The 22,171-nt window shown below is 59.3% G+C and carries 15 protein-coding genes; 7 read left to right on the forward strand and 8 right to left on the reverse strand.

Annotated elements, in window-relative coordinates; genetic code table 11:
- Positions 1–148: 148 nt before the first annotated feature.
- Positions 149–409, forward strand: a complete 261-nt coding sequence (rpsT, locus tag ACX80D_RS06920; protein ID WP_104110626.1) for a 30S ribosomal protein S20 — start codon at positions 149–151, stop codon at positions 407–409.
- A 204-nt stretch (positions 410–613) separates the two neighbouring features.
- On the opposite strand, the gene holA is transcribed toward rpsT, so the two are convergent.
- From holA to ACX80D_RS06960, 8 genes are all read right to left on the reverse strand, one after another.
- Positions 614–1,621, reverse strand: a complete 1,008-nt coding sequence (holA, locus tag ACX80D_RS06925) for a DNA polymerase III subunit delta (protein WP_459321914.1) — start codon at positions 1,619–1,621, stop codon at positions 614–616.
- 114 nt (positions 1,622–1,735) lie between these two features.
- Entirely contained in the window at positions 1,736–3,643 is a 1,908-nt protein-coding gene (locus tag ACX80D_RS06930) for a ComEC/Rec2 family competence protein (protein ID WP_459321915.1), read from the reverse strand.
- Positions 3,640–4,581: a helix-hairpin-helix domain-containing protein gene (locus ACX80D_RS06935; RefSeq protein ID WP_459321916.1), complete on the reverse strand. Its 942-nt coding sequence runs from the start codon at positions 4,579–4,581 to the stop codon at positions 3,640–3,642. The genes ACX80D_RS06930 and ACX80D_RS06935 overlap by 4 nt, the downstream gene beginning before the upstream one ends.
- Positions 4,582–4,653: 72 nt before the next feature.
- A complete protein-coding gene (locus tag ACX80D_RS06940) occupies positions 4,654–5,658 on the reverse strand; it encodes a DegV family protein (protein WP_459321917.1) in 1,005 nt (334 codons plus the stop codon).
- Positions 5,659–5,831: 173 nt separating this feature from the next.
- Complete coding sequence (gene leuS, locus ACX80D_RS06945) at positions 5,832–8,336, reverse strand: leucine--tRNA ligase (protein WP_459321986.1); 2,505 nt, start codon at positions 8,334–8,336, stop codon at positions 5,832–5,834.
- A 375-nt stretch (positions 8,337–8,711) separates the two neighbouring features.
- Positions 8,712–10,226, reverse strand: a complete 1,515-nt coding sequence (glpK, locus tag ACX80D_RS06950; protein ID WP_459321918.1) for a glycerol kinase GlpK — start codon at positions 10,224–10,226, stop codon at positions 8,712–8,714.
- Between the two features lie 104 nt (positions 10,227–10,330).
- Positions 10,331–11,071, reverse strand: a complete 741-nt coding sequence (locus ACX80D_RS06955; protein WP_459321919.1) for an MIP/aquaporin family protein — start codon at positions 11,069–11,071, stop codon at positions 10,331–10,333.
- Between the two features lie 83 nt (positions 11,072–11,154).
- Positions 11,155–12,939: a glycerol-3-phosphate dehydrogenase/oxidase gene (locus tag ACX80D_RS06960; protein ID WP_459321920.1), complete on the reverse strand. Its 1,785-nt coding sequence runs from the start codon at positions 12,937–12,939 to the stop codon at positions 11,155–11,157.
- 191 nt (positions 12,940–13,130) lie between these two features.
- Between ACX80D_RS06960 and ACX80D_RS06965 the strand changes: the two genes are divergently transcribed.
- The 6 genes from ACX80D_RS06965 (at position 13,131) to ACX80D_RS06990 (ending at position 21,564) form a co-directional block, all read left to right on the forward strand.
- Positions 13,131–14,093, forward strand: a complete 963-nt coding sequence (locus ACX80D_RS06965) for a sugar-binding transcriptional regulator (protein WP_459321987.1) — start codon at positions 13,131–13,133, stop codon at positions 14,091–14,093.
- Positions 14,094–14,170: 77 nt separating this feature from the next.
- A complete protein-coding gene (locus ACX80D_RS06970; RefSeq protein ID WP_459321921.1) occupies positions 14,171–15,004 on the forward strand; it encodes an aldo/keto reductase in 834 nt (277 codons plus the stop codon).
- A gap of 1 nt (position 15,005) precedes the next feature.
- On the forward strand, positions 15,006–15,935 hold the full coding sequence (locus ACX80D_RS06975) for an alpha/beta fold hydrolase (RefSeq protein ID WP_459321922.1): 930 nt from the start codon (positions 15,006–15,008) through the stop codon (positions 15,933–15,935).
- A 71-nt stretch (positions 15,936–16,006) separates the two neighbouring features.
- Entirely contained in the window at positions 16,007–17,065 is a 1,059-nt protein-coding gene (locus tag ACX80D_RS06980) for a glycosyltransferase family 4 protein (RefSeq protein ID WP_459321988.1), read from the forward strand.
- Positions 17,062–19,569: a DUF5129 domain-containing protein gene (locus ACX80D_RS06985; protein WP_459321923.1), complete on the forward strand. Its 2,508-nt coding sequence runs from the start codon at positions 17,062–17,064 to the stop codon at positions 19,567–19,569. The genes ACX80D_RS06980 and ACX80D_RS06985 overlap by 4 nt, the downstream gene beginning before the upstream one ends.
- A 792-nt stretch (positions 19,570–20,361) precedes the next feature.
- Positions 20,362–21,564, forward strand: a complete 1,203-nt coding sequence (locus ACX80D_RS06990; protein ID WP_459321924.1) for an AI-2E family transporter — start codon at positions 20,362–20,364, stop codon at positions 21,562–21,564.
- Positions 21,565–22,171 lie beyond the last annotated feature (607 nt).

Here is a 22,171-nt window from a genome sequence, read left to right on the forward strand (position 1 = left end):
AGTTGTTCCTTGTGTGTATCCGTGCAGGTCGGCGGATGCAACAGCTTGGCCAGACGTTCACCATAATTCGAGCATCCCCACGCCGCTGTCGACGGCCAAGCTACGCCCTCTACGACCGAATTTACGTATCAAAAGAGAGTTATACATCGTGGCTAATATCAAGTCTCAGAAGAAGCGCATCCTGACCAACGAGAAGTCGCGTCAGCGCAACCTCGCCGTTCGTTCAGGCGTCAAGACTGCTGTCCGTGCAGTAAACGTGGCAGTAATCGCAGGCGACAAGGATGCAGCAGCAGCCGCACTGGTGAATGCCGGCCGCAAGCTGGACAAGGCTGTCAGCAAGGGCGTTTTGCACGCCAACAACGCTGCCAACCGCAAGTCAGGTCTCGCTGCGAAGGTTAACGCCCTCTAAGCTAAGCCGACCCGCTTCGCAACTCAAATGTTGGACCCTCGCCATTTTGGTGAGGGTCCTTCATTGTTTAAGCCACCATTGAGAGAGTCCGCTAGAGCAGATGCGGGTTAGTGGCCAACACAGGTTGGCGGATGCTGCTCTAACGGGGTTCAAGTCTGGCGGGTTCTGAGCTATAAGCCGGCCTCAACTCTAGCGCCGGGAGCCCTAGCGCCTGGCCGCCGTAGCAATCACAGTCACGGCGCGTTCCACTGCGTAGACCGGATCTTTGGCCGCACCTTTGACCTGGGCGTCGGCCTCGGCCAATACCTTGATGGCTGTCACCAGCGCCGGACCGCTCCAATGGCCAGCATCGCGACGTGCTGCATCCACCTGCCACGGGCTCATGCCGAGATCGCGGGCAAGCTGGGCGGAACTTCCGCGTAGCAAATATACCTTGGCCACCTGCCGCACCTTCATAGCCAACGCCGCTACTAGTGGCACTGGATCCACTCCAGTGGCAAGGGCATGCCTGAGCGCGGACAAGGCCACGGGGGCATTACCGGCAAGAGCAGCGTCCGCGACCCGAAAAGCGGTGGCCTCGACTCGGCCACCATAATATTTATCGACGTCGTCGCTGCTAACCATGCCGGTGGTGTCAGCGATCAGCTGGGAACAGGCAGCCGCTAACTCCGACAAGCTTGCGCCCACGGCTGCCACCAAGGCGCGGACGGCCTGCGCATCGATTCTGCGCTTATTCAACGAGAACTCCGCACTGACAAACTGCGACTTCTCGGCATCTTTTTTCAGCGGCTGGCACTCAATGCGAGGAACTCCCAGGGCCTTCAAAGCATCCAGCAGTTTCTTCCCCCGGGTGCCTCCACTGTGGGTCAACAGTAGGGTGACATCCGGGGCGGGATCCTTGATGTAGGCCAAAGCGTCCTGCGAGAAATCATCGCTCATACTGGCCAGACCGGCCACCTCAATGAGCTTGGGTTCACTGAACAGCGAAGGGCTGGCAACCATGCTCAATTTGCCCGCCGTGTAAGCAGCAGCATCGAGCGAGGTCAGTTCAATGGCCGGATCCTGAGCCCGCAATTTTCGGCGGACGTCATCGGTGGCCCGGCTGGCAATGAAGTCTTCAGGGCCAAACAGGAGCATCACCGGTGCCATCGGAACATCTCGCCAATCGGCGCCACCGGAAGGCCGCTGGGTAGTTCTCGGAGCCGGGCTCACTGGCCACTTCCTATCCACTCAATATTCACAGCATCTACTGTGCCACTGACGGGCACTGTTTCCCAACCTGTCCTGGGGCCTTCGGCCAATCAGAGTGTCACTGCTGGCCATCTCTCAAAGTTGCAGCACCGCCGCACTCCACCACGCGGCAGCTCCGGTAGCGAAGACCAGTGCAGCAGCAAACCCGTGGTCGCGCCACCGTACGGGCAGCAGCTCTCGCATCCGCACGGCAACAGCACGGGCACGATCCTTCTCCACCACAGCAAAGAGAACGCCCAGTACCGCGGCATTCAGCAGCGACATGAGCACCACTCCCTGGATACCCGTCGGCCATGGCAGGCTGGCTGCGGGCCAGGCCGACAGCGTGCGTGCCACGACGGCCACCCACCAGGCCCCGACTCCGCTAACAGCTGCGCAAAGCCCCGCTAGTGGTGGCGCCACGGCAGCCACCACCATACCCAAGGTGCCTACCGTGGTTACCAGTGCCACCACTGGGGCTGCCAGCATGTTCGCCGGAATGGTGTAGGGCGTTAGTCGGGCCTGCAGCAGCACAATGACGGGTGCACAGAACAGTTGAGCCGCTAGGGGAATGGCTACAGCCTGCGCCAACCACAGGGGAAGCATGACGGCCAACCAACGCACGCACCGCTGACCTAGAAGATGCAGCCCTAAAGTGGCCAGAACCGAGAGGATGAAAGCATAGTCGGCGGCCAGCCAGGGATCAGCTAGCAACAGCACCACAATGGAGACCGACAACAGGGTTCCCACTCTTTTAGGCCGTCCGCCCAGAATAGCCATGGCACCGATAGTCCCCATGACAGCGGCCCGCAACACGCTGGGATCCGGACCCACCACCAGAACAAATCCCAGCAGCCCCACACCCGAGGCAACAAAGGCCAGACTCCGCGGTGCTCGGAGCGATCGAAGACCCAGCATGAGGGAGGCCAATACAAGGGTGCAATTGGCTCCGCTGACGGCTGTCAGATGTGTCAGGCCAACCATTTTCATGGCGTCGTCGAGGCTACTGTCCATGCCGGCGCGGTCACCCATGACCATTCCCGGCAAAAGTCCGGCAGTATCGCCAGAGTTCTCTTCCCATACTGTTTGCACCGCCTGAACCCAGGAGCTGCGGATAGCGGTGACGGCCACTTGCGGCCCGCCTGACGCGGAGGTCACTGACTGTGGAATCGTGGATGGACGAAGGAACCCGGCGACCGATTCATGTTCTGCTGCCGGCGCAATGGAACCGGCAGTAACAGCAGTATCGCCAGGCTGGAGCCTGGCCCACTCCAATCCTGCAACAACTCGAATAGGCAGCCCTCCCACCAGTGTTTTGCCCTTGGCTTGAGCCTGGACCACCACGGCGTCAAATGCCACCCGAGGTGAACCGTTGCCTGCGCCCAATCGTCTAGGTGAAGTCTCCACTTTCAGGGTTATTACCAACACCTCGCCACGCTCTACAGCCTGAGCTATTGGGGAGGCAGCCGCACTCCAAGAGCGCAGCCCCGCCGAGGCCAAGACGCCCAGAATGCAGACCGCGGACAGGATAGCCGTGGGTGCCGCTGCTCGTAGTAGAACCAAAGCACCATCGCTCCGCGGAACAGGACGTCCGGCACCAGCTGTCCCCGGACTAGTATTCCTCGCACTCCCCGCTGGTCTCGCTGGTCTCGCTGGTCTCGCTGGTCTCGCTGGCCCACCCAACCGTCGGCGCCATTGAGCAGCGACGAAGACCCCCAGCAAGCCCAGTGCGAGCAGCAGTGCGCAGCCGGCGATGCGCTCCCAGGGCATCATCATGGCAGCAGCAGCGCCAGCCCACGTCCCCACCACTGCCGGCAGCAACCGGGCATCTGCTCTTTTATGACGCTCGGTCTCTGCCTGCCCGGCATGAGCGTCGGCAACCCGACGCCGCAGATCCTGCAGGTGCAACAACAATCGCGTACGTAACGCTTTGGCCGGTACCGGCTCCATGTCCCCGACGGCTGCACGGGTGAACTTGGCCCAGCGCGGTTCACGGACCCTCATGAGACCGTGACCGAATCACGTAGGCCGGCCAGCAGCTTCGCTCCGATCCCGGCCACCGCGTCGAGTGCGTCCACCGTGGCAAACTGGCCATGCTCAGTGCGCCACGACACGATCCGTTCGGCGAGAACGGGGCCAACACCTGGCAGGGTTTCCAACTCGGCCGCAGAAGCAGTGTTCAGGTTGAGCTTCCCCTGCGTCCCGGAAGGACTGCTTCTCGACGCTCCCGGCGACTGCTCCGGAGCCCGCACAGCCCCCGGAAAAGGCTGCAAGGCGGCCGCTTGTTCCTGAGTGGGGATGAACACCTGCACTCCATCGAGAAGCGGGGCCGCCAAATTCAGGGCCGCCAGTTCCGCAGTGGGAAGGGCTCCCCCAGCTGCCTCGACCGCTGCCGAGACTCGGCTGCCCGGATCCAGCGCGAACACGCCAGGATTCTTCACAGCTCCAACAACATGCACCACCAACAACGGCTGCTCGGTAGCTCCTGCGGAACGCTCAACTCCACCAGCAGCTCCACCAGCATCCCCGACACCTGGGGTACTTCCTGAGCCGCCCATTGCGGGATCAACAGCCTCTGCAGAAGCAACGGCGCCGGAAGATGGAGCCACAGCTGCAGATGCGTCCAGGGGCGGGACCGCAACTTTTCCGGCGGTTTCCGAGGCCAGCTGCGCTGATGCATTCTGCACCCCAGCCGATTCGATCCATAGGACACCCAAGGCGGCGGCCACCATCGCCAGCACCACCACTAGGGAGCGCACGGGAACAACCCAACGAGGTCCGTTCCACTGGCGCAAACCTCGACGGCGGCCCGCTCCACTGTCAACATCAGAGTTGCCTGTGTTGAAATCGGCGAAGCTCGCTCCCCCGGCAGCGTCAGCATCGCGGCCGGCACGATTGCTCGCCTGCCGCATCCACTGGGCTCGTGGGCTGCGCTCTTTCATGAACCAACCGTAGACTTCTGCACGGTGGCGAGCATGCCCGTTTTGCGCTTCTGTGACGAGCTAAGAAGTCAGCTACCGCTGTGGAGGAACGAGGGCCCTTGAAACGACCACAACCAGTACGCCCAGACCTGCGTGAGCGGCCAGAACGGCCGGCAAACGGGTCATAGTGACACCCGTCAACCCTGGTGAGCCAGCCTTCAAGGAATCTCCCAGTAAGCGGGCCTGGGACTCGTTGCCAAAATGGTGCAGGCTGATTCGAGTCTCTGCGGTGCCTCGGGCAGCAATCTCGGCTGCGGCCAGCGCCTCAAGACGGGCGATGGCCTTGGCAGCAGAGCGCACCTTCTCCAAAGGAATAATGGCGCCGTCCTTAATGGCGAGAATGGGTTTGATGTCCAGCACGGTCCCAAACCAGGATGAGGCAAGGCTGATACGTCCGCCACGTCGTAATTGCTCAAGACTCGGTACGTAGAAGAAGATCGCGGTGGTGGCAAAAGCGCTCTGCGCTGCAGCAATCACGGCTAGGGCGTCCTCGCCGCGCAGCGTTGATTCCACCGCGGCTTGGACTCCCCTGCCCTGACCCATACCAACGGTTGCCGAATCCACAACATGAACAGGTATCGGTGAACGGTCCGCTGCAAGCTGGGCAGCGTCCAGTGTTCCCGAGAGTTTCTTTGACAGGTGCAGGGAAACGATCTGCGTGAATCCGGCATCAGCGGCAGCCTTGTAGGCACGTTCAAACTGGCCAGGAGAAGGCCGCGACGTTTTGACTGGTTGCCCCGAAGCCAACGCCAAAGACATGTGGACTTCCAATTCCGCGTCATCATCTGAATACACATTCGAACCGATGATAAGAGGAATGGGCACCACGGTGAGCACACCGGAACCAGCAATCTCAGCAACCCATTCCGGCGGTAGTGCTGCGGCAGAATCTGTGACGATGGCTATGCTGGGCCGGGGCGGAGCTGCTGGCCCAGCCGAAAGATCTACGTCTAAGACGTCACGAGGTTTGGTGGGTTTGGGGCGTATCCGGCCTACCTGCTGCCGCAGCCACGTGCTTGCGGTGGATGCTTCATTCATTGCAGTCTTCCCCTTCCCAACAAGTTCCATACTGCAAGTTCAATACTGCAAGTTCCATGCAACAAGTCCCGCGTAGTGAATGCCGCGGAACCAGCGAAAAACAAAGTGCCCAAGCCCGGAAGGGGCGAGGGCACTTTGCGTGGTGCTGCTTTTACACGCTGTTTCTTCGCTGACTAGGCCGGAACGATATTGACCAGCTTAGGCGCACGGACGATCACTGTGCGGATTTCCAGACCAACAAGTGCCTTTTGGATCGTTTCCGAGCCCAGAGCCAGCTCACGGAGTTCATCCTCAGTGATATCTGGGGATACTTCCAACCGGTCCTTGACCTTGCCCTTGATCTGAACGATCGCGGTTATGGTCTGCTGCACCAGCAACGCCTCGTCAACGGCCGGGAAGCCAGCGTTGGCAACGGAAGCCGGGTGACCTAGGGTTTCCCACATGTCTTCGGCCGTGTACGGGGCGAACAGGCTCAGGATAATGGCCACGGCTTCAGCCGCTTCACGCACTGCAGGATCAGCAGCACCGGCACCGGTATCGATGGCTTTACGGGTGGCGTTGACCAATTCCATGAGCTTAGCTACCACAACGTTGAACTTGTGGCCTTCCAGCAGGGCCTTGGCGTCGTGGACCGTGCGGTGCGTCAAGGAACGCAGTTCAGTGTCCCCACCAGCGGCCGGGGTGCCCGGTTCGGTGGCTACGTCACGGGCCAGGCGCCAGGCGCGGGCCAGGAACTTAGCCGAACCCGACGGCGAAACATCCGCCCAGTCGACGTCGTCCTCGGGAGGGCCGGCAAAGATCATGGTGAGGCGGACGGCGTCGACCCCGAACTTATCCAGCTGCTGACCCAAGTCAACACCGTTACCCAAGGACTTGCTCATGGCCTTACCACCATTGAGCACCTGGCCCTGGTTCAGCAGCGCGCTGAAGGGCTCGGTGGCTTCGAGCAGGCCAAGATCGTGGATGACCTTGGTGAAGAAACGCGCGTACAGCAGGTGCAAAATGGCGTGCTCAACGCCACCCACGTACTGACCAACGGGCATCCAGTCGTTAACCTTGGCCGGATCGAACGGGCCTTCGGTGTACTCCGGCGAGGTGAAGCGCAGGAAGTACCAAGAGGAGTCCACGAATGTGTCCATGGTGTCGGTGTCGCGCTTGGCGGGCTTGCCACAGGACGGGCAATCCACGTTGACCCAATCCTGCGCTGCAGCCAGAGGGCTGGTGCCCTTAGGGGCGAGGGCCTCGCCGCGCAGATTCTCCGGCAGACCTACAGGCAGCTGCTCGTCCGGAACCGCAACTTCGCCGCAATCGCCACAGTGAATGATCGGGATGGGTGTGCCCCAGAAACGCTGGCGGGACAGCAACCAGTCACGCAGACGGAAGTTGACGAACTTCTCGCCTGTGCCCAACTTCTCGAGCACTTCGATGGCGGCCGGGATGCCCTCAGCCTTGGATAGACCGTTGAGCGCGCCGGAGTTGATGAGCGTGCCTTCGCCGGTGGAGGCGATGCCGGTCTCGGCGGGATCTTCCATGCCGGTGTCCAGCACTGCGCGGATAGGCAGGTCGAAGGCCTTGGCGAAATCCAGATCACGCTGATCGTGAGCAGGCACGGCCATGATGGCTCCGGTGCCGTAATCGGCCAGCACGTAATCGGCGGCCCAGACGGGCAGTTTTTCACCGGTCAGCGGGTTGATCGCATACCGGCCGGTAAAAATACCGGACTTGGGTCGGTCCGTGGCCTGGCGCTCAATATCGCTCAGCGCTTTGACTTGTTCGCGGTATTCGGAGAGCGCTTCAGCGTGCTCAGCGGTCACTAGATCCAGAGCCAACGGTGCATCTGCGGCCACAACGAAGAACGTTGCCCCGTACAGGGTGTCCGGACGAGTGGTGAAGACCGTGAGCTCCTGCTGCACCTTCTCTTCGCCGGCCGCTTCAATCACGAAGGTGACGTGGGCGCCTTCTGAGCGACCAATCCAGTTCTTCTGCATGGCCAGCACGCGGTCCGGCCACTGGCCCTTGAGCGCGTCCATGTCATCGAGCAGGCGGTCGGCGTAGTCGGTGATCTTGAAGTACCACTGGTTCAGGGACTTCTTGGTCACGATGGCGCCGCAGCGTTCGCAGGCGCCGTTGACAACCTGTTCATTAGCGAGCACGGTCTGGTCCGTGGGGCACCAGTTCACGGGTGAGTTCTTGCGGTATGCCAGACCTTTTTCGTGGAAACGCTTAAACAGCCACTGCGTCCACCGGTAATACTCAGGGTCGGAGGTCTGTAGGCGGCGGGACCAGTCCACGGAGATGGCGTAACGCTTGAACGACTCCGCCTGCGTATCAATGTTGGTGTACGTCCACTCGCTGGGGTGCGCGTTGCGCTTGATGGCCGCGTTCTCTGCGGGCAGGCCAAAGGAGTCCCAGCCGATCGGGTGCAGCACGTCATAACCTAGCTGGCGCCAGTAACGCGAGACCACATCTCCCATGGCGAACGCTTCGGCGTGACCCATGTGCAGATCACCCGAAGGGTACGGGAACATATCCAGAACGTAGCGGCGTTCCTTGGAACCGTCGTCAAGGGGTGTGAAGACCTTAAGCTCGTCCCAGATGGCCGGCCATTTGGCTTCCATCTGGGCGAAACTGTAGATGCCCTCTTCGCTGTTCTCTTCAGTCTGCGACTGCACGCTCACGTACCCTGCCTCTTTATTCATCATTGGCTTTTGTTCCTTCTAACTGGCTGCTCACACACAAAAGCCCCTCGACATGGCAAGGGGCGCACCGCACAATAAGTGCGGCTAAATAAGAAGGAGAATTGTATGCACCCCATTACTTTACCGCACTTACAAAACTAAAGACCAAGGCTGAAACGTGGTGTTCGACGCCGGGTTGCTCCCCTATACGCCGAACCCGCCGTGGGTTTAGTGCATGTGTCCACTGGCGCCGATCTCATGGTCAGTTGGGCGCAGGGCGGCAGTTTAAAGCACGACGGAAGTATTAAAGCACGACGGCGGGACACCAAAGTTACATGGCGCCCCACCGTCTAGCATTTGTTGCTGTTGCCCTTATTAGAGGACGTCCTCATCCACCCAATCCATGGACTTCGTGACTGCCTTCTTCCAGAGGCGCATCTGGCGATCACGCTCGGCGGGCTCCATCTGAGGCTCCCACCGCTTGTCCTCGGACCAGTTGTTGGACAGCTCGCCCAGGTCTTTCCAGAAGCCCACAGCCAAACCAGCCGCATATGCTGCGCCCAGAGCAGTGGTTTCGGTGACCTTGGGACGGATCACCGGAACGCCGAGGATGTCAGCCTGGAACTGCATGAGCGCGTCATTGGCGACCATGCCGCCGTCGACCTTGAGCTCGGTCAGATCAACACCAGAATCAGCGTTGACCGCATCAAGCACCTCGCGGGTCTGGAAAGCGGTGGCTTCCAGAGCGGCCCGGGCAATGTGATTCTTGTTCACAAAACGGGTCAGGCCCACAATTGCGCCGCGGGCATCTGCACGCCAGTACGGCGCAAACAGGCCGGAGAAAGCGGGGACAATGTACACGCCACCGTTGTTCTCAACCGCTGCTGCCAACTCCTCAACCTCAGGAGCGGACTTGATCATGCCAATGTTGTCACGCAGCCACTGGATCAGTGATCCAGTCACGGCGATGGAGCCTTCCAACGCGTAATGCGGGGCGGCGTCGCCAAGCTTGTAGCCGAGGGTGGTCAGCAGCCCGTTCTTGGAGTGGACAATTTCCTCACCCGTGTTGAAGATCAAGAAGCAGCCGGTGCCGTAGGTGTTCTTGGCTTCACCCTGGTTGAAAGCGGCCTGGCCGAACGTTGCTGCCTGCTGGTCACCCAAGATGCCGGCAACGGGGACTTCACGCAGCAACTGGCTGCCGTGCACATGTCCATAGACCTCGGAGGAGGACTTGATTTCGGGCATCATCGACTTCGGCACACCGAAGACGGCCAAGATCTCTTCATCCCACGAGAGGGTTTCCAGATCCATGAACATGGTGCGCGAGGCGTTGGTGACATCGGTGATGTGCACGCCACCGTCGGTGCCCCCTGTCAGGTTCCAGGTAACCCAAGAATCGGTGTTGCCGAAGAGCAGATCGCCGGCCTCTGCCTTTTCGCGGGCGCCGTCAACATTGTCCAGGATCCACTTGATCTTGGTGCCGGAGAAGTAAGTAGCCAAGGGCAGGCCAACCTTGGCCTTGAAACGCTCCACGCCACCGTCGACGGCCAACTCATCCACAATGCTCTGTGTGCGGGTATCTTGCCACACGATCGCGTTGTAGACCGGAACGCCGGTGTTCTTGTCCCAGACAACAGCGGTTTCGCGCTGGTTGGTGATGCCGACACCCACAATGTCGTGACGAGTCAGGTTAGCCTGGGCCAGTGCGGTGCCAATGACCTCGCGGGTGTTGTTCCAGATTTCGGCGGCATTGTGCTCTACCCACCCGGCCTTGGGGAAAATCTGCTCGTGTTCCAGCTGGCCGGTGGATACAATGTTGCCGTCATGGTCAAACACGATAGCGCGGCTACTGGTGGTTCCTTGGTCAATGGCAATTACATACTGAGACATCTTTGTTTCCTTTGCTAATGATTCAAATGACGAACAGTGGTTCAGGGTCGCTAATTCAGGGTGCGACTAGTTCTCTGCTGCGAGGGGCTTGAGGTTGCTCTGCCTTAGCCCACAAGGAGCGGCAACCAGCTTGCTGCCGCACCGCCCAATGCGCCGCCGAGCAGCGGACCAACCACGGGAACCCATGAGTAGGACCAGTCACTTGAACCCTTGCCCTTGATGGGCAGCAGGGCGTGTGCAATACGCGGGCCCAGGTCACGGGCAGGGTTGATGGCGTAGCCTGTGGGTCCACCGAGGGAAGCACCGATACCAACAACGAGGAGCGCAACGGGCAGCGGGCCGAGCTCGGCCGGACCGTTTGCGAAGTGCAGGATCACAAAGACCAGCACAAAGGTGCCGATGACTTCAGTGACAACATTCCAGCCGTAGCTGCGGATGGCCGGGCCCGTGGAGAACACGCCCAACTTGGTGGCCGCGTCCGGTTCGCCGTCAAAGTGCTGCTTGTAGGCAAGCCAGCACGCCACGGCTCCGATGAAAGCGCCGAGCAATTCAGCACCGAAGTACATCATGGTTGAGGCGAAAGTAATGGCAACGCCGGGAGCATACTCATCAGCACCGCTGGAGAGAATACCGACGGTTACTGCCGGGTTGAGGTGAGCACCGGATTTAGCGGCGACGAAAACACCGGCGAAGACAGCCAAGCCCCAGCCCCAGTTGACGAGAAGGAACCCGCCAGAATTACCTTTAGTTCCTTTGAGCGCGACGTTTGCAACGACACCACAACCCAAAAGGGTGAGCATCATTGTTCCCATCACTTCGGATGCGAACACTATTCCAAGAGACATCTTTGACTCCGATTGTTTAGTTCTTACTTGAAGGGCCGGTCCGTTGTGACCGGCCCTCTTGAGCCCCCTTCGCCCCCCGGGGCTTAGGCAATCAAGCTTTGTACCTGGACGCCGTGGAAGCGTGCCAGAATATCGATGCTGTGGCTAATTTCCTGAGCCACTTTCTGCTCATTCCATCCCAGCGGGCCTGCCAGTGCGGCAGCGGTCTCGGCGAGCAGTTCACTGGTGACTAGACCGCGGAAGGCCAGGGAGGTGCGGCGGATCATGACGTCGATGAGGTGTCCGATTTGTTCGTTTTCAACCATGAACTCCACCTCGCGGTCGCTGAGTTCATTGGTGGAATCGAAGACCGTATCCACACCAGCATTCAGGTAGGCCAGCACCTGATCGGCGCGGGTACCGTAGCGGGTCAACAAGACTCCCGCCCGAGCGGCGTCGACCGTCTTGCTGGTGTGTGAGGAAATCCAGGATTCCACACCGGCGGTGGTTGCTGGGAAATTCACGCCGCCGCCGATGGGCAACTTGGCTGTGGAAACCTTTCGCGGCATGCCCAAGACGGCGAGGACGTCGTTGGTCATGTGCTCGGACAAGGCGCGGAAGGTGGTCCATTTGCCACCGACCAGACTCAGCACCGGAACGGACGTGCCGCCGATGCTGCGATCGGCGCGCTCAATGCGGTAGTCGCGAGAGACAAAGCCCGGCGCCGTTTCATCGTGGCGCGGCAACGGGCGAACGCCGGCGAAGCTGTAAACGATCTCTTCACGCGTCACCAAGACGTTGGGGAAGACGTGGCCAATGAGGTCGAAGAAGTAGTCGATCTCATCCTCGGTGCAGACCGCATCCTGGGTCATGTCAGCGTCCACGTCCGTGGTGCCGACAAGGACCCTATCCCCCATGGGGTAGATCAGCACGATGCGGCCATCGGTGTGCTCGAAGAAGATTTCCCGACCACCGCAGGCCGCTAGGAGTCCGGGGTGATCCAGCACGATGTGTGAGCCCTTGGTGCCGCCCATGAAGCGGGTGGCTGCACCTATGGCGGTGTTGGTCATATCAACCCAGGCACCGGTGGTGTTGACGATGACATCAGCGTTGAAGAAGAACTTTTCACCCGTGAGCTGGTCGGTGAGTTCCACGCCGTCGTTGGTGACTGCTGTGGCGGCCACGTAGTTGGTGGCACGAGCCTTGGTATCGGACTGCGTGGCGGCGGATCCAGTCCCTGCCGATGTAGCCCTGGCAAGGCCGGCCTTTTCGCCGTCCTGAAGTACATCCAAAGTCAGGCGCTCCGGGTTATGCACGGAAGCGTCGTAGTAGGTGGCCGCGTACTTGAGGTTGGCGGGCAGCTGAGGCAGTTCAGCAAGAGCCTTCTTGCGACCCTTGAAATCGTGACGGGGAACCGTGCCTCCGTCGCGAGAGAAGGCATCGTAAAGGGTCAGGCCGATCTTGATCAAGAAGGCACCGCGCTCCTGGGGCTTACCCTGCTTGTGCGTGAGGAATCGCATGGGCGCGCTCAGGATGCCGGAGAAGGTACTGAAAATGGGGATAGTGGTCTGCAATGGCTTGACGTAGTGCGGAGCGATCTTCAAGAGGCCATTACGCTCAACCACTGATTCCTTGACCAAACGGAATTCGCCATTTTCGAGGTAGCGGATGCCGCCGTGGATCATATGTGAGGAAGCTCCGGAAGCACCCTGGCAGTAATCCCCGCGCTCAACCAGGACCACATCTACACCCTGCAGAGCCAGATCGCGGAAGGTACCAACACCGTTGATCCCGCCGCCAATGATCAAAACACTCGCACGCGGTCGCTCCTTCAGGGCCTCAACTTGAGCTCGCACAACCGTTGGGGTTTCTTCCGCTGAATTGTTCATGCTTGTGTTGCCTAGGAGTCCCACGACGACCTCTTTCGAGTCCAGATAAATAGCGCCTTGCGCGCCTCTTCCCTTTATTGTTGGAACAATTGGAAAATATAGTCAACATGTTTGCACGAACGTGCAGAAAGGGGGAATGAACTGTGAGTTCCAAACGAACAAAACAGCAAGATGCCCTGCGCGCTGCACAAATGTACTACTTGCAAGATCAGACCATGGACGCCATTGCACGGGAGCTAAGAACGTCCCGCTCTACTGTTTCCCGGCTGCTCTCCACAGCCCGCGACAGCGGTCTGGTACAAATCCAAATCAAGACCCCCTCTGACAGGGCCCCTGAATTGGAACGCGTCATTCGCAAACGCCACCAGGTTGAGGTCCATGTCGTGCCGGTCTCGGACATGCTCAGTGAAGTTGAAGTCTTGGACCGGGTCAGCATGCAAGCCGCTCGCACCATCGGCCCACTCGTCGATTCCAACGCCGTCATCGGCGTCGCTTGGGGTTCCACAGTCAGTACCGTCAGCCGCCATTTGACGCGTAAGACCACCCACGGCAGCACCATTGTCCAACTCAACGGCGCCGGCAACACCCAGACCTCCGGCATCACCTACGCTTCAGAAATTATCCGCCGTTTCGGGACGGCGTACGGGGCCAAAGTTGAACAATTCCCCGTCCCCGCCTTCTTTGACCACGCCGAGACCAAAAATCTGATGTGGCAAGAACGCAGCGTCCGGCGCATCTTAGATCTGCAAGAACGCATGACCATTGCCATTTTCGGCGTCGGCTCCATGGATGCCGAAATCCCCAGCCACGTCTACAGCGGCGGCTACCTTGATTCCACCGATCTGGACGCTCTGGACGCCAGCGGCGTGGCGGGAGATGTGGCCACCGTTTTCTTCCGCTCGGACGGGAGCGATGACGGCATTGTGCTCAACTCACGCTCCAGCGGTCCTGATTTGGAAACTCTACGCAAGGTCCGGCGTCGTATCTGTGTGGTTTCCGGGCCAAAGAAAATCAAGGGGCTGCGCGGGGCACTCGCCGCGGGCTTGGTCACCGACTTGATTCTGGATGAATCCACTGCACGGGAACTGGTGGAGTTGTCCAGCCCCTCCAGCGATCCCATCTTCGGCTTTCTCAGCGGATTGGACGGCCTGTAGCCAGATCTAGGGGGTTCAAGGATTGCAAAGCGCGTGCCAATGCTGGCTCGAGGCTCAGTCTGGGTAAAGTTGAGGGTATGCAACCCTCCCCCAAACACACTCTCAATAATGGCGTAGAGATCGATGTCCTCGGCTACGGGGTCTACAAAGTTCCTTCCGAGGACTGCGCGGATCTGGTCTCAACCGCCCTGTCCACCGGTTACCGGACCGTGGACACGGCCGCCCTGTACGGCAATGAAGAGGGCGTGGGTGCTGCGATCCGCACCGCGGTTGCTGCTGGCACGCCGCGCGAAGATTTATTCGTCACCTCTAAGGTGTGGAACACCGAGCAGGGTTATGACTCCACCGTGGCCGCCTTCGACGCCAGCATGGAGCGCTTGGGCCTGGACTTTGTGGACATGTTCCTTATTCATTGGCCGTGCCCCGAACGGGGGCTGTTCATCCCCACCTACAAGGCGTTGGAAACCCTGTATCACGAGGGCCGGGTGCGTGCGATCGGCGTGAGCAACTTCGAGCCGGAGCATCTATCTCAACTGTTGGACGCCACCGATGTGGTGCCGGCTGTGAACCAAATTGAGCTTCATCCATGGCTTCCCCAGCACCGTCTGCGCGCCCTGCACGCCGAGCTTGGCATCGCCACGCAGGCGTGGAGTCCTTTAGCACGCGGTGCCATGTTGACCGATCCTGCGCTCCTGGCCATGGCTGCTGAGACCGGCAAATCCGTGGCTCAACTGGTGCTGCGCTGGCATGTCGAGTCCGGTCACCTGGTGATCCCCAAGGCCAGCTCGGCAGCCCGCATCGCTGAAAACCTGAACGTTTTCGATTTTTCCCTCACTGAAGCTCAGCTGTCGGCCATTAATAGCTTGGATCAGGACCGCCGTTCTGGCTCAAATCCGAATGTTGTGAACTGATTTGTCTGCCAGGAACAGTACGACGGCGCACCCCTCACCCATCGCTGTAGAACTTGCGGGCCGGGAGAGTGCGCACATCCGGACTGTGGACGGAACCCCTGTTCACTACTGGGAGTACGCGGCGGTTTCCCCCTCGCCAACCACCCGGACCATTGTGATGGTGCATGGGTTCCGCGGAGACCATCATGGGCTGGAGCGCGTGGTGGAGTTACTGCCGGGCCACCGGATCATCATGGCGGACCTGCCAGGCTTTGGAGCCTCACCCGCCTTTGCATCCGGTAAGCACGACATTCCGGGGTATGTAGCCTTCCTCGCCGCCTTCTTGGACACACTGGAACTCAGTCCGGACACGGTCCTTTTGGGTCATTCCTTTGGCTCGATTGTGGTCAGCCACTTTGTGGCTGCCCATCCGGGCCGGGTGTATCCACTGATCTTGGTGAACCCGATCGCTTCCCCCGCGTTGGAGGGGCCTAAGGGCATCATGACCAAGCTGGCCGTCTTCTACTACTGGGCATCTGCCAAACTGCCGGCATCACTGGGCAATGCTCTTTTGCGCAGCAAGCTCATTGTGTATGTCATGAGTGTGACCATGTCCAAGACACGGGACAAGCAATTGCTAGCGTTCATCCATGGGCAGCACCACGCGTATTTCAGCGGCTTCGCCAACCGGGACATGCTGCTGGAGTCATTTCAGGCCTCAGTCAGTGGCACCGTGCGGGAAGTTGCCACCTCGCTGGCTCTCCCGACCTTGCTGATTGCTGGCGCACAGGATGAGATCGCAACGCTCCCTCATCAGCACAAACTTGTGGAGATCCTGCCCGACGGCGAACTGGTTGTCATCGACGGAGTGGGCCATCTCATCCATTACGAAACACCCCAGCCGGCAGCAGCTGCCATCACTGATTTCCTTGAAAGGCACCCCGCCCCTTGAGCACCCCCTCTGCGGCCACCCCTGGCGAATCAGCCGGCAACCTTTCGCCGTCCCCTAAACCCAAGATCGTCATGGACGCCCGATTCACCCGCATGGATCACCACGATGGGATCAGCCGCTACGGCGCAAGTCTCATGGCCGCCGTCGCACCTCATGCCGAGGTGACCATGCTCATCCATGACGAACGTCAGCTGGCTCTGCTGCCAGATTTGCCTTGGGTGAAGATCAATTCTCCCCTGAGTCCACTGGAGCTGTTCGTCGCCCGGCATGTGAACAAGCTGGACGCCGATCTGGTGTTTTGCCCCATGCAAACTATGGGCAGCTGGGGGCGGAAGTACCCGCTAGTACTGACGCTGCACGATCTCATTTACTACGAGCACCCGGCACCTCCCGGCTTCCTGCCGGCGCCGGTGCGCGTGCTGTGGCGGCTTTATCACAAGGCATATTGGCCGCAACGGATGCTGTTGAACCGTGCCAATGTGGTGGCCACCATCAGTGACACCACGCTGTCTTTGATGCGCCAGCACAGACTCACCAAGCGTCCTGTTCGGATCATCGGTAACGCGCCGCAGGGTGATCGGACACCGCGGGATCCTGGGGCGACACCGGAGAGAACGCTCACGTATATGGGCTCTTTCATGCCGTACAAGAACGTGGAAACGCTAATCCGTGGCATGGCTGAACTGCCTGATTTCACGCTGAACTTACTGAGCAGAATTACCCCTGAGCGTCGCGCTGAGTTGGCGGCCCTAGTCCCTGCCGGGGCATCGGTGGTGTTCCATAATGGGGTAACTGACGCCCAATACGATGAGCTACTGCTACGCACCACGGCTCTGGTCACACTGTCCAAAGCCGAAGGTTACGGGCTTCCGCTGGTAGAGGCCATGGCGCTAGGGACACCCGTAGTGGTGGCCGATACCGAGATATTCCGCGAAGTAGGCGGCACTGCTGCCCACTATGTACCAGCAGATTCGCCGTTAGACTTCGCTGCTGCCGTGCGTTCTTTGGCTGACCCTGCTGACTGGGCTGCCTGTTCGAGCGCGTCCGTTGCCCAGGCGGCTACGTTCAGCTGGGATTCTTCCGCCCAGGAGCTGCTAGCCATAGCGCAGGAGCTTCGAGAGCAGCGATGACCCCACCACTCATCCGGGTTCACAAGAAGCCCCGCTTCGGCCTCCCCTGGGTGGCTCTTGTGCTGGGATTCGGGACAGTTTTCTTTGGTTTTCAGGGCTACCAGGCAGTAACGGCCACCCCCGAGGCTCAACTCGAGATAGTTGTCGAAGGCCAGCACGGCCTCAACATTTCCCAGCAGACGGTGGACGCGGTTGTCGGTGAGCCCATCAAAACCTGGCAGCCAATGCGCATGTTGGTCACGTCCCGGTTTCTGAGTTACGACGAGAAGAAGGGTCGCGAGGATCCTGGTGCTGATGTCATCTTGTCCACCACCATTGACGATGACCCGAGTAACAGGACCGAGCCTCGCCGATTCTCAGGTGCCGGGTTCTATCCCGCCACCGGGGACGAAGACGAGGATCTGCACTACACCTTCGAGATTCATAATGCCTACATGGACAATGTGGGTCTTGGACATGGCCCCAAGGCGGTAGCGGCAGCAGCTCAGCGCGCAACAGAAGTTCTGGACAAGGGACCTATACAATCCCCGTTCTTCTGGCTCATGGGATTGGTCATTGGTTTAGGTCTGACGATCAGCGCCTTGGCATTCTCTCTCCATCGACGCAAACGGCGCGAATCGATTTACCGTAGGTTGACCGTGGCCCAGCGGCTGCTGGCAGGTGTAGTTCTTGAACTCGAGGCCTTGGAAGTGAGCTACCTCGCCACGCCCGAGGATAAGCGAACAGCTGGATTCACCACTTCTTGGCGGGTGGTGCGTGAAGAATCCTTGAAGTTGGCTCGGACAGAGAATGCCGTTATCGAGGCGGTGTACGGCACTAAGACTGCGTTACAGCCTGCCACGACCACGCTTGTCGAAACGTTTGAGAGAGAAGCCCAACGTTTGGTGAGCCAAGCAGATGCGCTTATGGCTGCTGGCGTTGTCTTGGGAAGTCTCTCAGGGCTTCAAGGTGTTTTGGATCGGTTGGCAGCCCCAATGACCTTCGCGGCCAAAGAACTGTTGGCCCGGCTGGCTACCCGCCCTGAAGGAGCCGTCGCGAAAAAGCGCGTTCGGCGGCTCGAAGACGCACTGGCGGCAATGCTGGGGCTGCTCTCCTCTGGTCGGGACGGAACTGAGATGATCCGGGCGTGGCGGGTGGCTGAACATGAGCTGGAAAATAGCGCGCTGGCAGTGAATCGGTCGCTGCGCCGCCACCGGCGGGCACGAGCCTATGCTCCGGAGCCTGACAAAAAGCCACAGAAATACGAGGACTTGCGATCCGGCCTTGGACTCTCCCCTACCGGTTCAGAACGTACCCTGAAGGCTCTTCGAGAAGCCAATGCAGCGGCACACGCACTGTGTGGGCCTTTGCCCGGCACTACTGAAATGCCAGTCAAGGAACCGGAAGAGTTCAGTTGGTGGATGTTTGTTTCACGGCCGGCCTCCCTTCCGAGAAACTTCCTGAAGTCTGCATGGCTCTTTCGCAGTCTTGCAATCGTGGTGATCGCGATTATCGCAAGTACCGCGATTCTGAGTGCTTTACCCTTGGGGCAGAGCAAGGTGCTGAGCGGGCGGATACCGCTACATTCTCTTGTTTTTGATGGAGATGCCGCCGGCTTGGATGAGAGTCTGATTCGCCGATACTTCGATGATAAATTCACGCAGCAAATCGATATCATCGTCGCAGTGCGCAGCGCTAGTGAGTATTTGGGCGTCCGTCCAGAATCGCTGGGCAGTGATTCCTCCACAATTCAGGATCAGGATCCTCAAGTTTTGGTGGATGCACTTTGGCGTGTGAAATCAGAGTTTCCGGAACTTCTGGACCCGTTTACGGGCGAACTCAGGGAGGACAAAGTCATCATCCCCGTCTGGAAGTTGCGTGAGGACGCCTTTCATATCGTGACGCCGATAACTGGCGCCGTCTCAATGGGCGAATTCAACAGCTTGGGTAACTTCATTTGGGACTACGGACACTACTATTTCTCCAGTTTGAGTGACATGACCATCGCTCGAACAATTGAAGATCTGGCTTTGGGAATCCAAAACAACGGCTATCTCGAACCCGAAGTAAACCGTTTCTGGGTCTTTGTGCTGTTGGTACTCAGCATAAGTTTGGGCACGTTCACACTGGTTCTCGCGATCAATTACGGCGGAGCCATGTCTACGAAGATCGGCCGATTCGGACGCAACGCTGCTACGTTGAAACGCTTACAGGCCCAGCTCAACGATCTTGCCCTAGGGTTGGATGATTCTCGCCTGAATGCGGTCGCCATGCTCGGGGCTGATTCGGCAGCCACATCTGCCGAGTCTGACCAGCGAATCTTCGAAGGCGCGCTGGCCATGGCTTGGCGAACGGCCGATGACCTCGCCTCCCGCTCGTTGTCGCAGCGTCTGGATGCCAAGTATGTAGCTGAAATCGAGAAACTCGAACTCTTAGTGAAGATGCTGTCCATTCGAGAGACAGACGTTAACCAGCGCACCAGGGCCCTGCTAGGTGCAGCCTTTGGTCGAGATTCAGCGAAATAGGCAACCACACGACAGATTTATTTTGTTGGCTTTTTGGTAGTTTTTGATGAGTCATTGAGCGATTTTGGATACTCGGGCCGCAACCGCTAGACGGACGATACTGTCACCCCAGTAGTGCTGGCGTACCTTCAGCTCGTTGGGCCTGAAAAGGAGATGCATCCGCTTGTAGGGTTTTGGCGGGCGTCGTAGAGGTCTGCTTTTGGCAGCTGTGCAACGAGATACCACACTGATCTAATAGGGTCGACTGCGCTTGAGGCACAGACTGGGACGCCCATTAAACGAAGAAAAAGACCGAGAGATTATGCCCACTCTGGCCTTCCACTAGGCAGGCCGGAGATCAGACCCGGGTTCTCTAAGTCATAGCGGACGAATACTCCCTCAAATTTCGCGGAAACAATGGGTCCCTGTCGTATTCCAACCGGCGACCCCGCTTGCCGATCAGGCGTCGTGGCAGAGCCGGCATTAGGTTGCTTTCACCTATTCCTGCGTAGCGCTATTGCAACCATGCAGGATACTAAATGTCAGCACCTGTAACTTCAGAAGTCTGAGTTATACATGGCGAGGAGGGGACTCCTGCGGCACCGCAGGGCCTCAGCGAGGCTAATCGCCAGCTGGCCCACCGTACGCCAATCCCGCGACGTGTTGCGGCCCTTGATCGGATAAGTAAGGCTACATGCCTACGACGACGCCAATAAGACGGCGGCATGATTTGCAGGACGGTCGGGACTCACCAGCGGTACTTGCCCGAAGGGGAAACATTCTGCGGGCAATTGAGGCCTTAGAGTGGACACCATGAGATTTCGTTCCCCACCTCGACGCTCCGCCCGCGGCCCCGTACCCACTGCGCCTGTGAGCAATGTTGCCCCACAGGCAAATGACAACCTCCCCGCTTCGCAAGACACCTTGGCGGCACCTGCCAGCCGTGTGGCGTTGCTGTGGACCAACCCTCTGGGGCGCGCTGCGACCCGAGCTGTTCAACTGCTGCTGGTTTTGGCATTAGTCAGTGTTGCGGTCTTCGGACTTTCCCAAGTCAGTCTCGCTGTGCTGCCTCTTTTGATCGCATTGATTCTCTCCAGCGCTCTGTGGCCGCTGGTGCGGTTAGCCCGTAAGGTTATGTCCCCCATGCTCGCTGCTTGGACCGTGTTTTTAGGCTCCCTGGTGGTCATCGGTGGCGTAGGGACAGGAATAGTCTTCGCCGTCCGGGCCGAGTGGTCCGGCTTAGTGGACCAAGCCGTCGAGGGTTTCAAACAGTTACAGGGCATGGTGAAAGACCTGCCGCTGCAGATTAGCCAGCAACAGATTGACGACGGTGTGACTGCGGTGACGGACTTTCTCACCAGCAGCCAATTTGGTGCCGGTGCCCTGACCGGGCTGTCCGCTGCCGGAAGCTTCTTTACCGGTTTGGTTCTGCTGTTAGTCATCCTGTTCTTCTTCCTCAAAGACGGCGACCGGATCTGGGCATTCTTTCTATCTTGGATACCCCGCCACCACGAGGCCAAGTGGCGTGCAAGCGGCACGCGCACCGTTGAGACCTTGGGCGGTTACATCCGCGGCACGGCCATCATCGCTCTTGTTGACGCCGCTGGCATCGGCATCGCCCTTTGGATCCTGCAGGTACCGCTAGCACTACCGCTGGCGGTCATCGTCTTCATTACCTCATTCATCCCGATGGTCGGCGCATCGTTTGCCGGCATCCTTGCCACGCTAGTGGCGTTGGTGGCCAACGGGCCGGTTGTCGCGCTGATCGTGCTAGGCGTGGTGATCCTGGTAAATCAGCTTGAGGGTAACTTCCTGCAGCCCGTCGTGATGGCACATGCCCTGAACTTGCACGCACTGGTTATTCTGCTGGCACTGACGATAGGTACCGTTTTGGCCGGCTTGGTGGGCGCAGTGCTCTCCGTACCCATGACCGCCGTTGCGTGGTCCATCGTCAAGATATGGACCGGCCGTGACAACGAGGCGATCAAAGAGATCAAGGCGCGAACCAAACATTAGCTCGCCACGACTCACCGGTGGTTTGCCTTCCAGTTCCTTGCTGCAAGTGCCTTGAAGGTGCAACCAATCCTCTCCGCAGGAAGGTCTAGATGGTAGGCAGCCTTTGGCTGCTAACTTCTGGATGCCGACCTTATGAGAGGACTGGTCTAGCGCTCACCCACGACCAAAATTCAAATCTCAGTTCAGAGCAATCGACGGTTGGGGCAGGAGCCTTGTCTTGGCTGGCGTGCGAGGCGTGTTTCCGTGTCCTAGCTCCGCCAACTTGCTCCCGTGGATTCACGGAGCGAGATGGTCTTACGGCCGCTCTTTCTAAGGGAAAGCAGGAGAGAGGCAAAATAGGACTTGGATTGATCTCGCCGGAGCCGTTTCAGGAGTTTGAACAGATACCTACAATGTCGGCCACCACGGGCACAATGAGCGAGCTATGGTCGTCTTTCTTTGTCTACTGCGGAGAGTCTCCCAAACGCATCCAGGAGCTCGACGACGCCGGTCTCGCACAGGCCATGCTCCACGAGCTGAATGCCCGACGCCTGCGTCGGCGCGCAGTCCTCGGGGCACGACAATACACAAGTGGTTGACTCGCTGTTCGATGAGGCTCGTCGGGGCC

The organism is Arthrobacter sp. Sr24 (assembly GCF_054511175.1).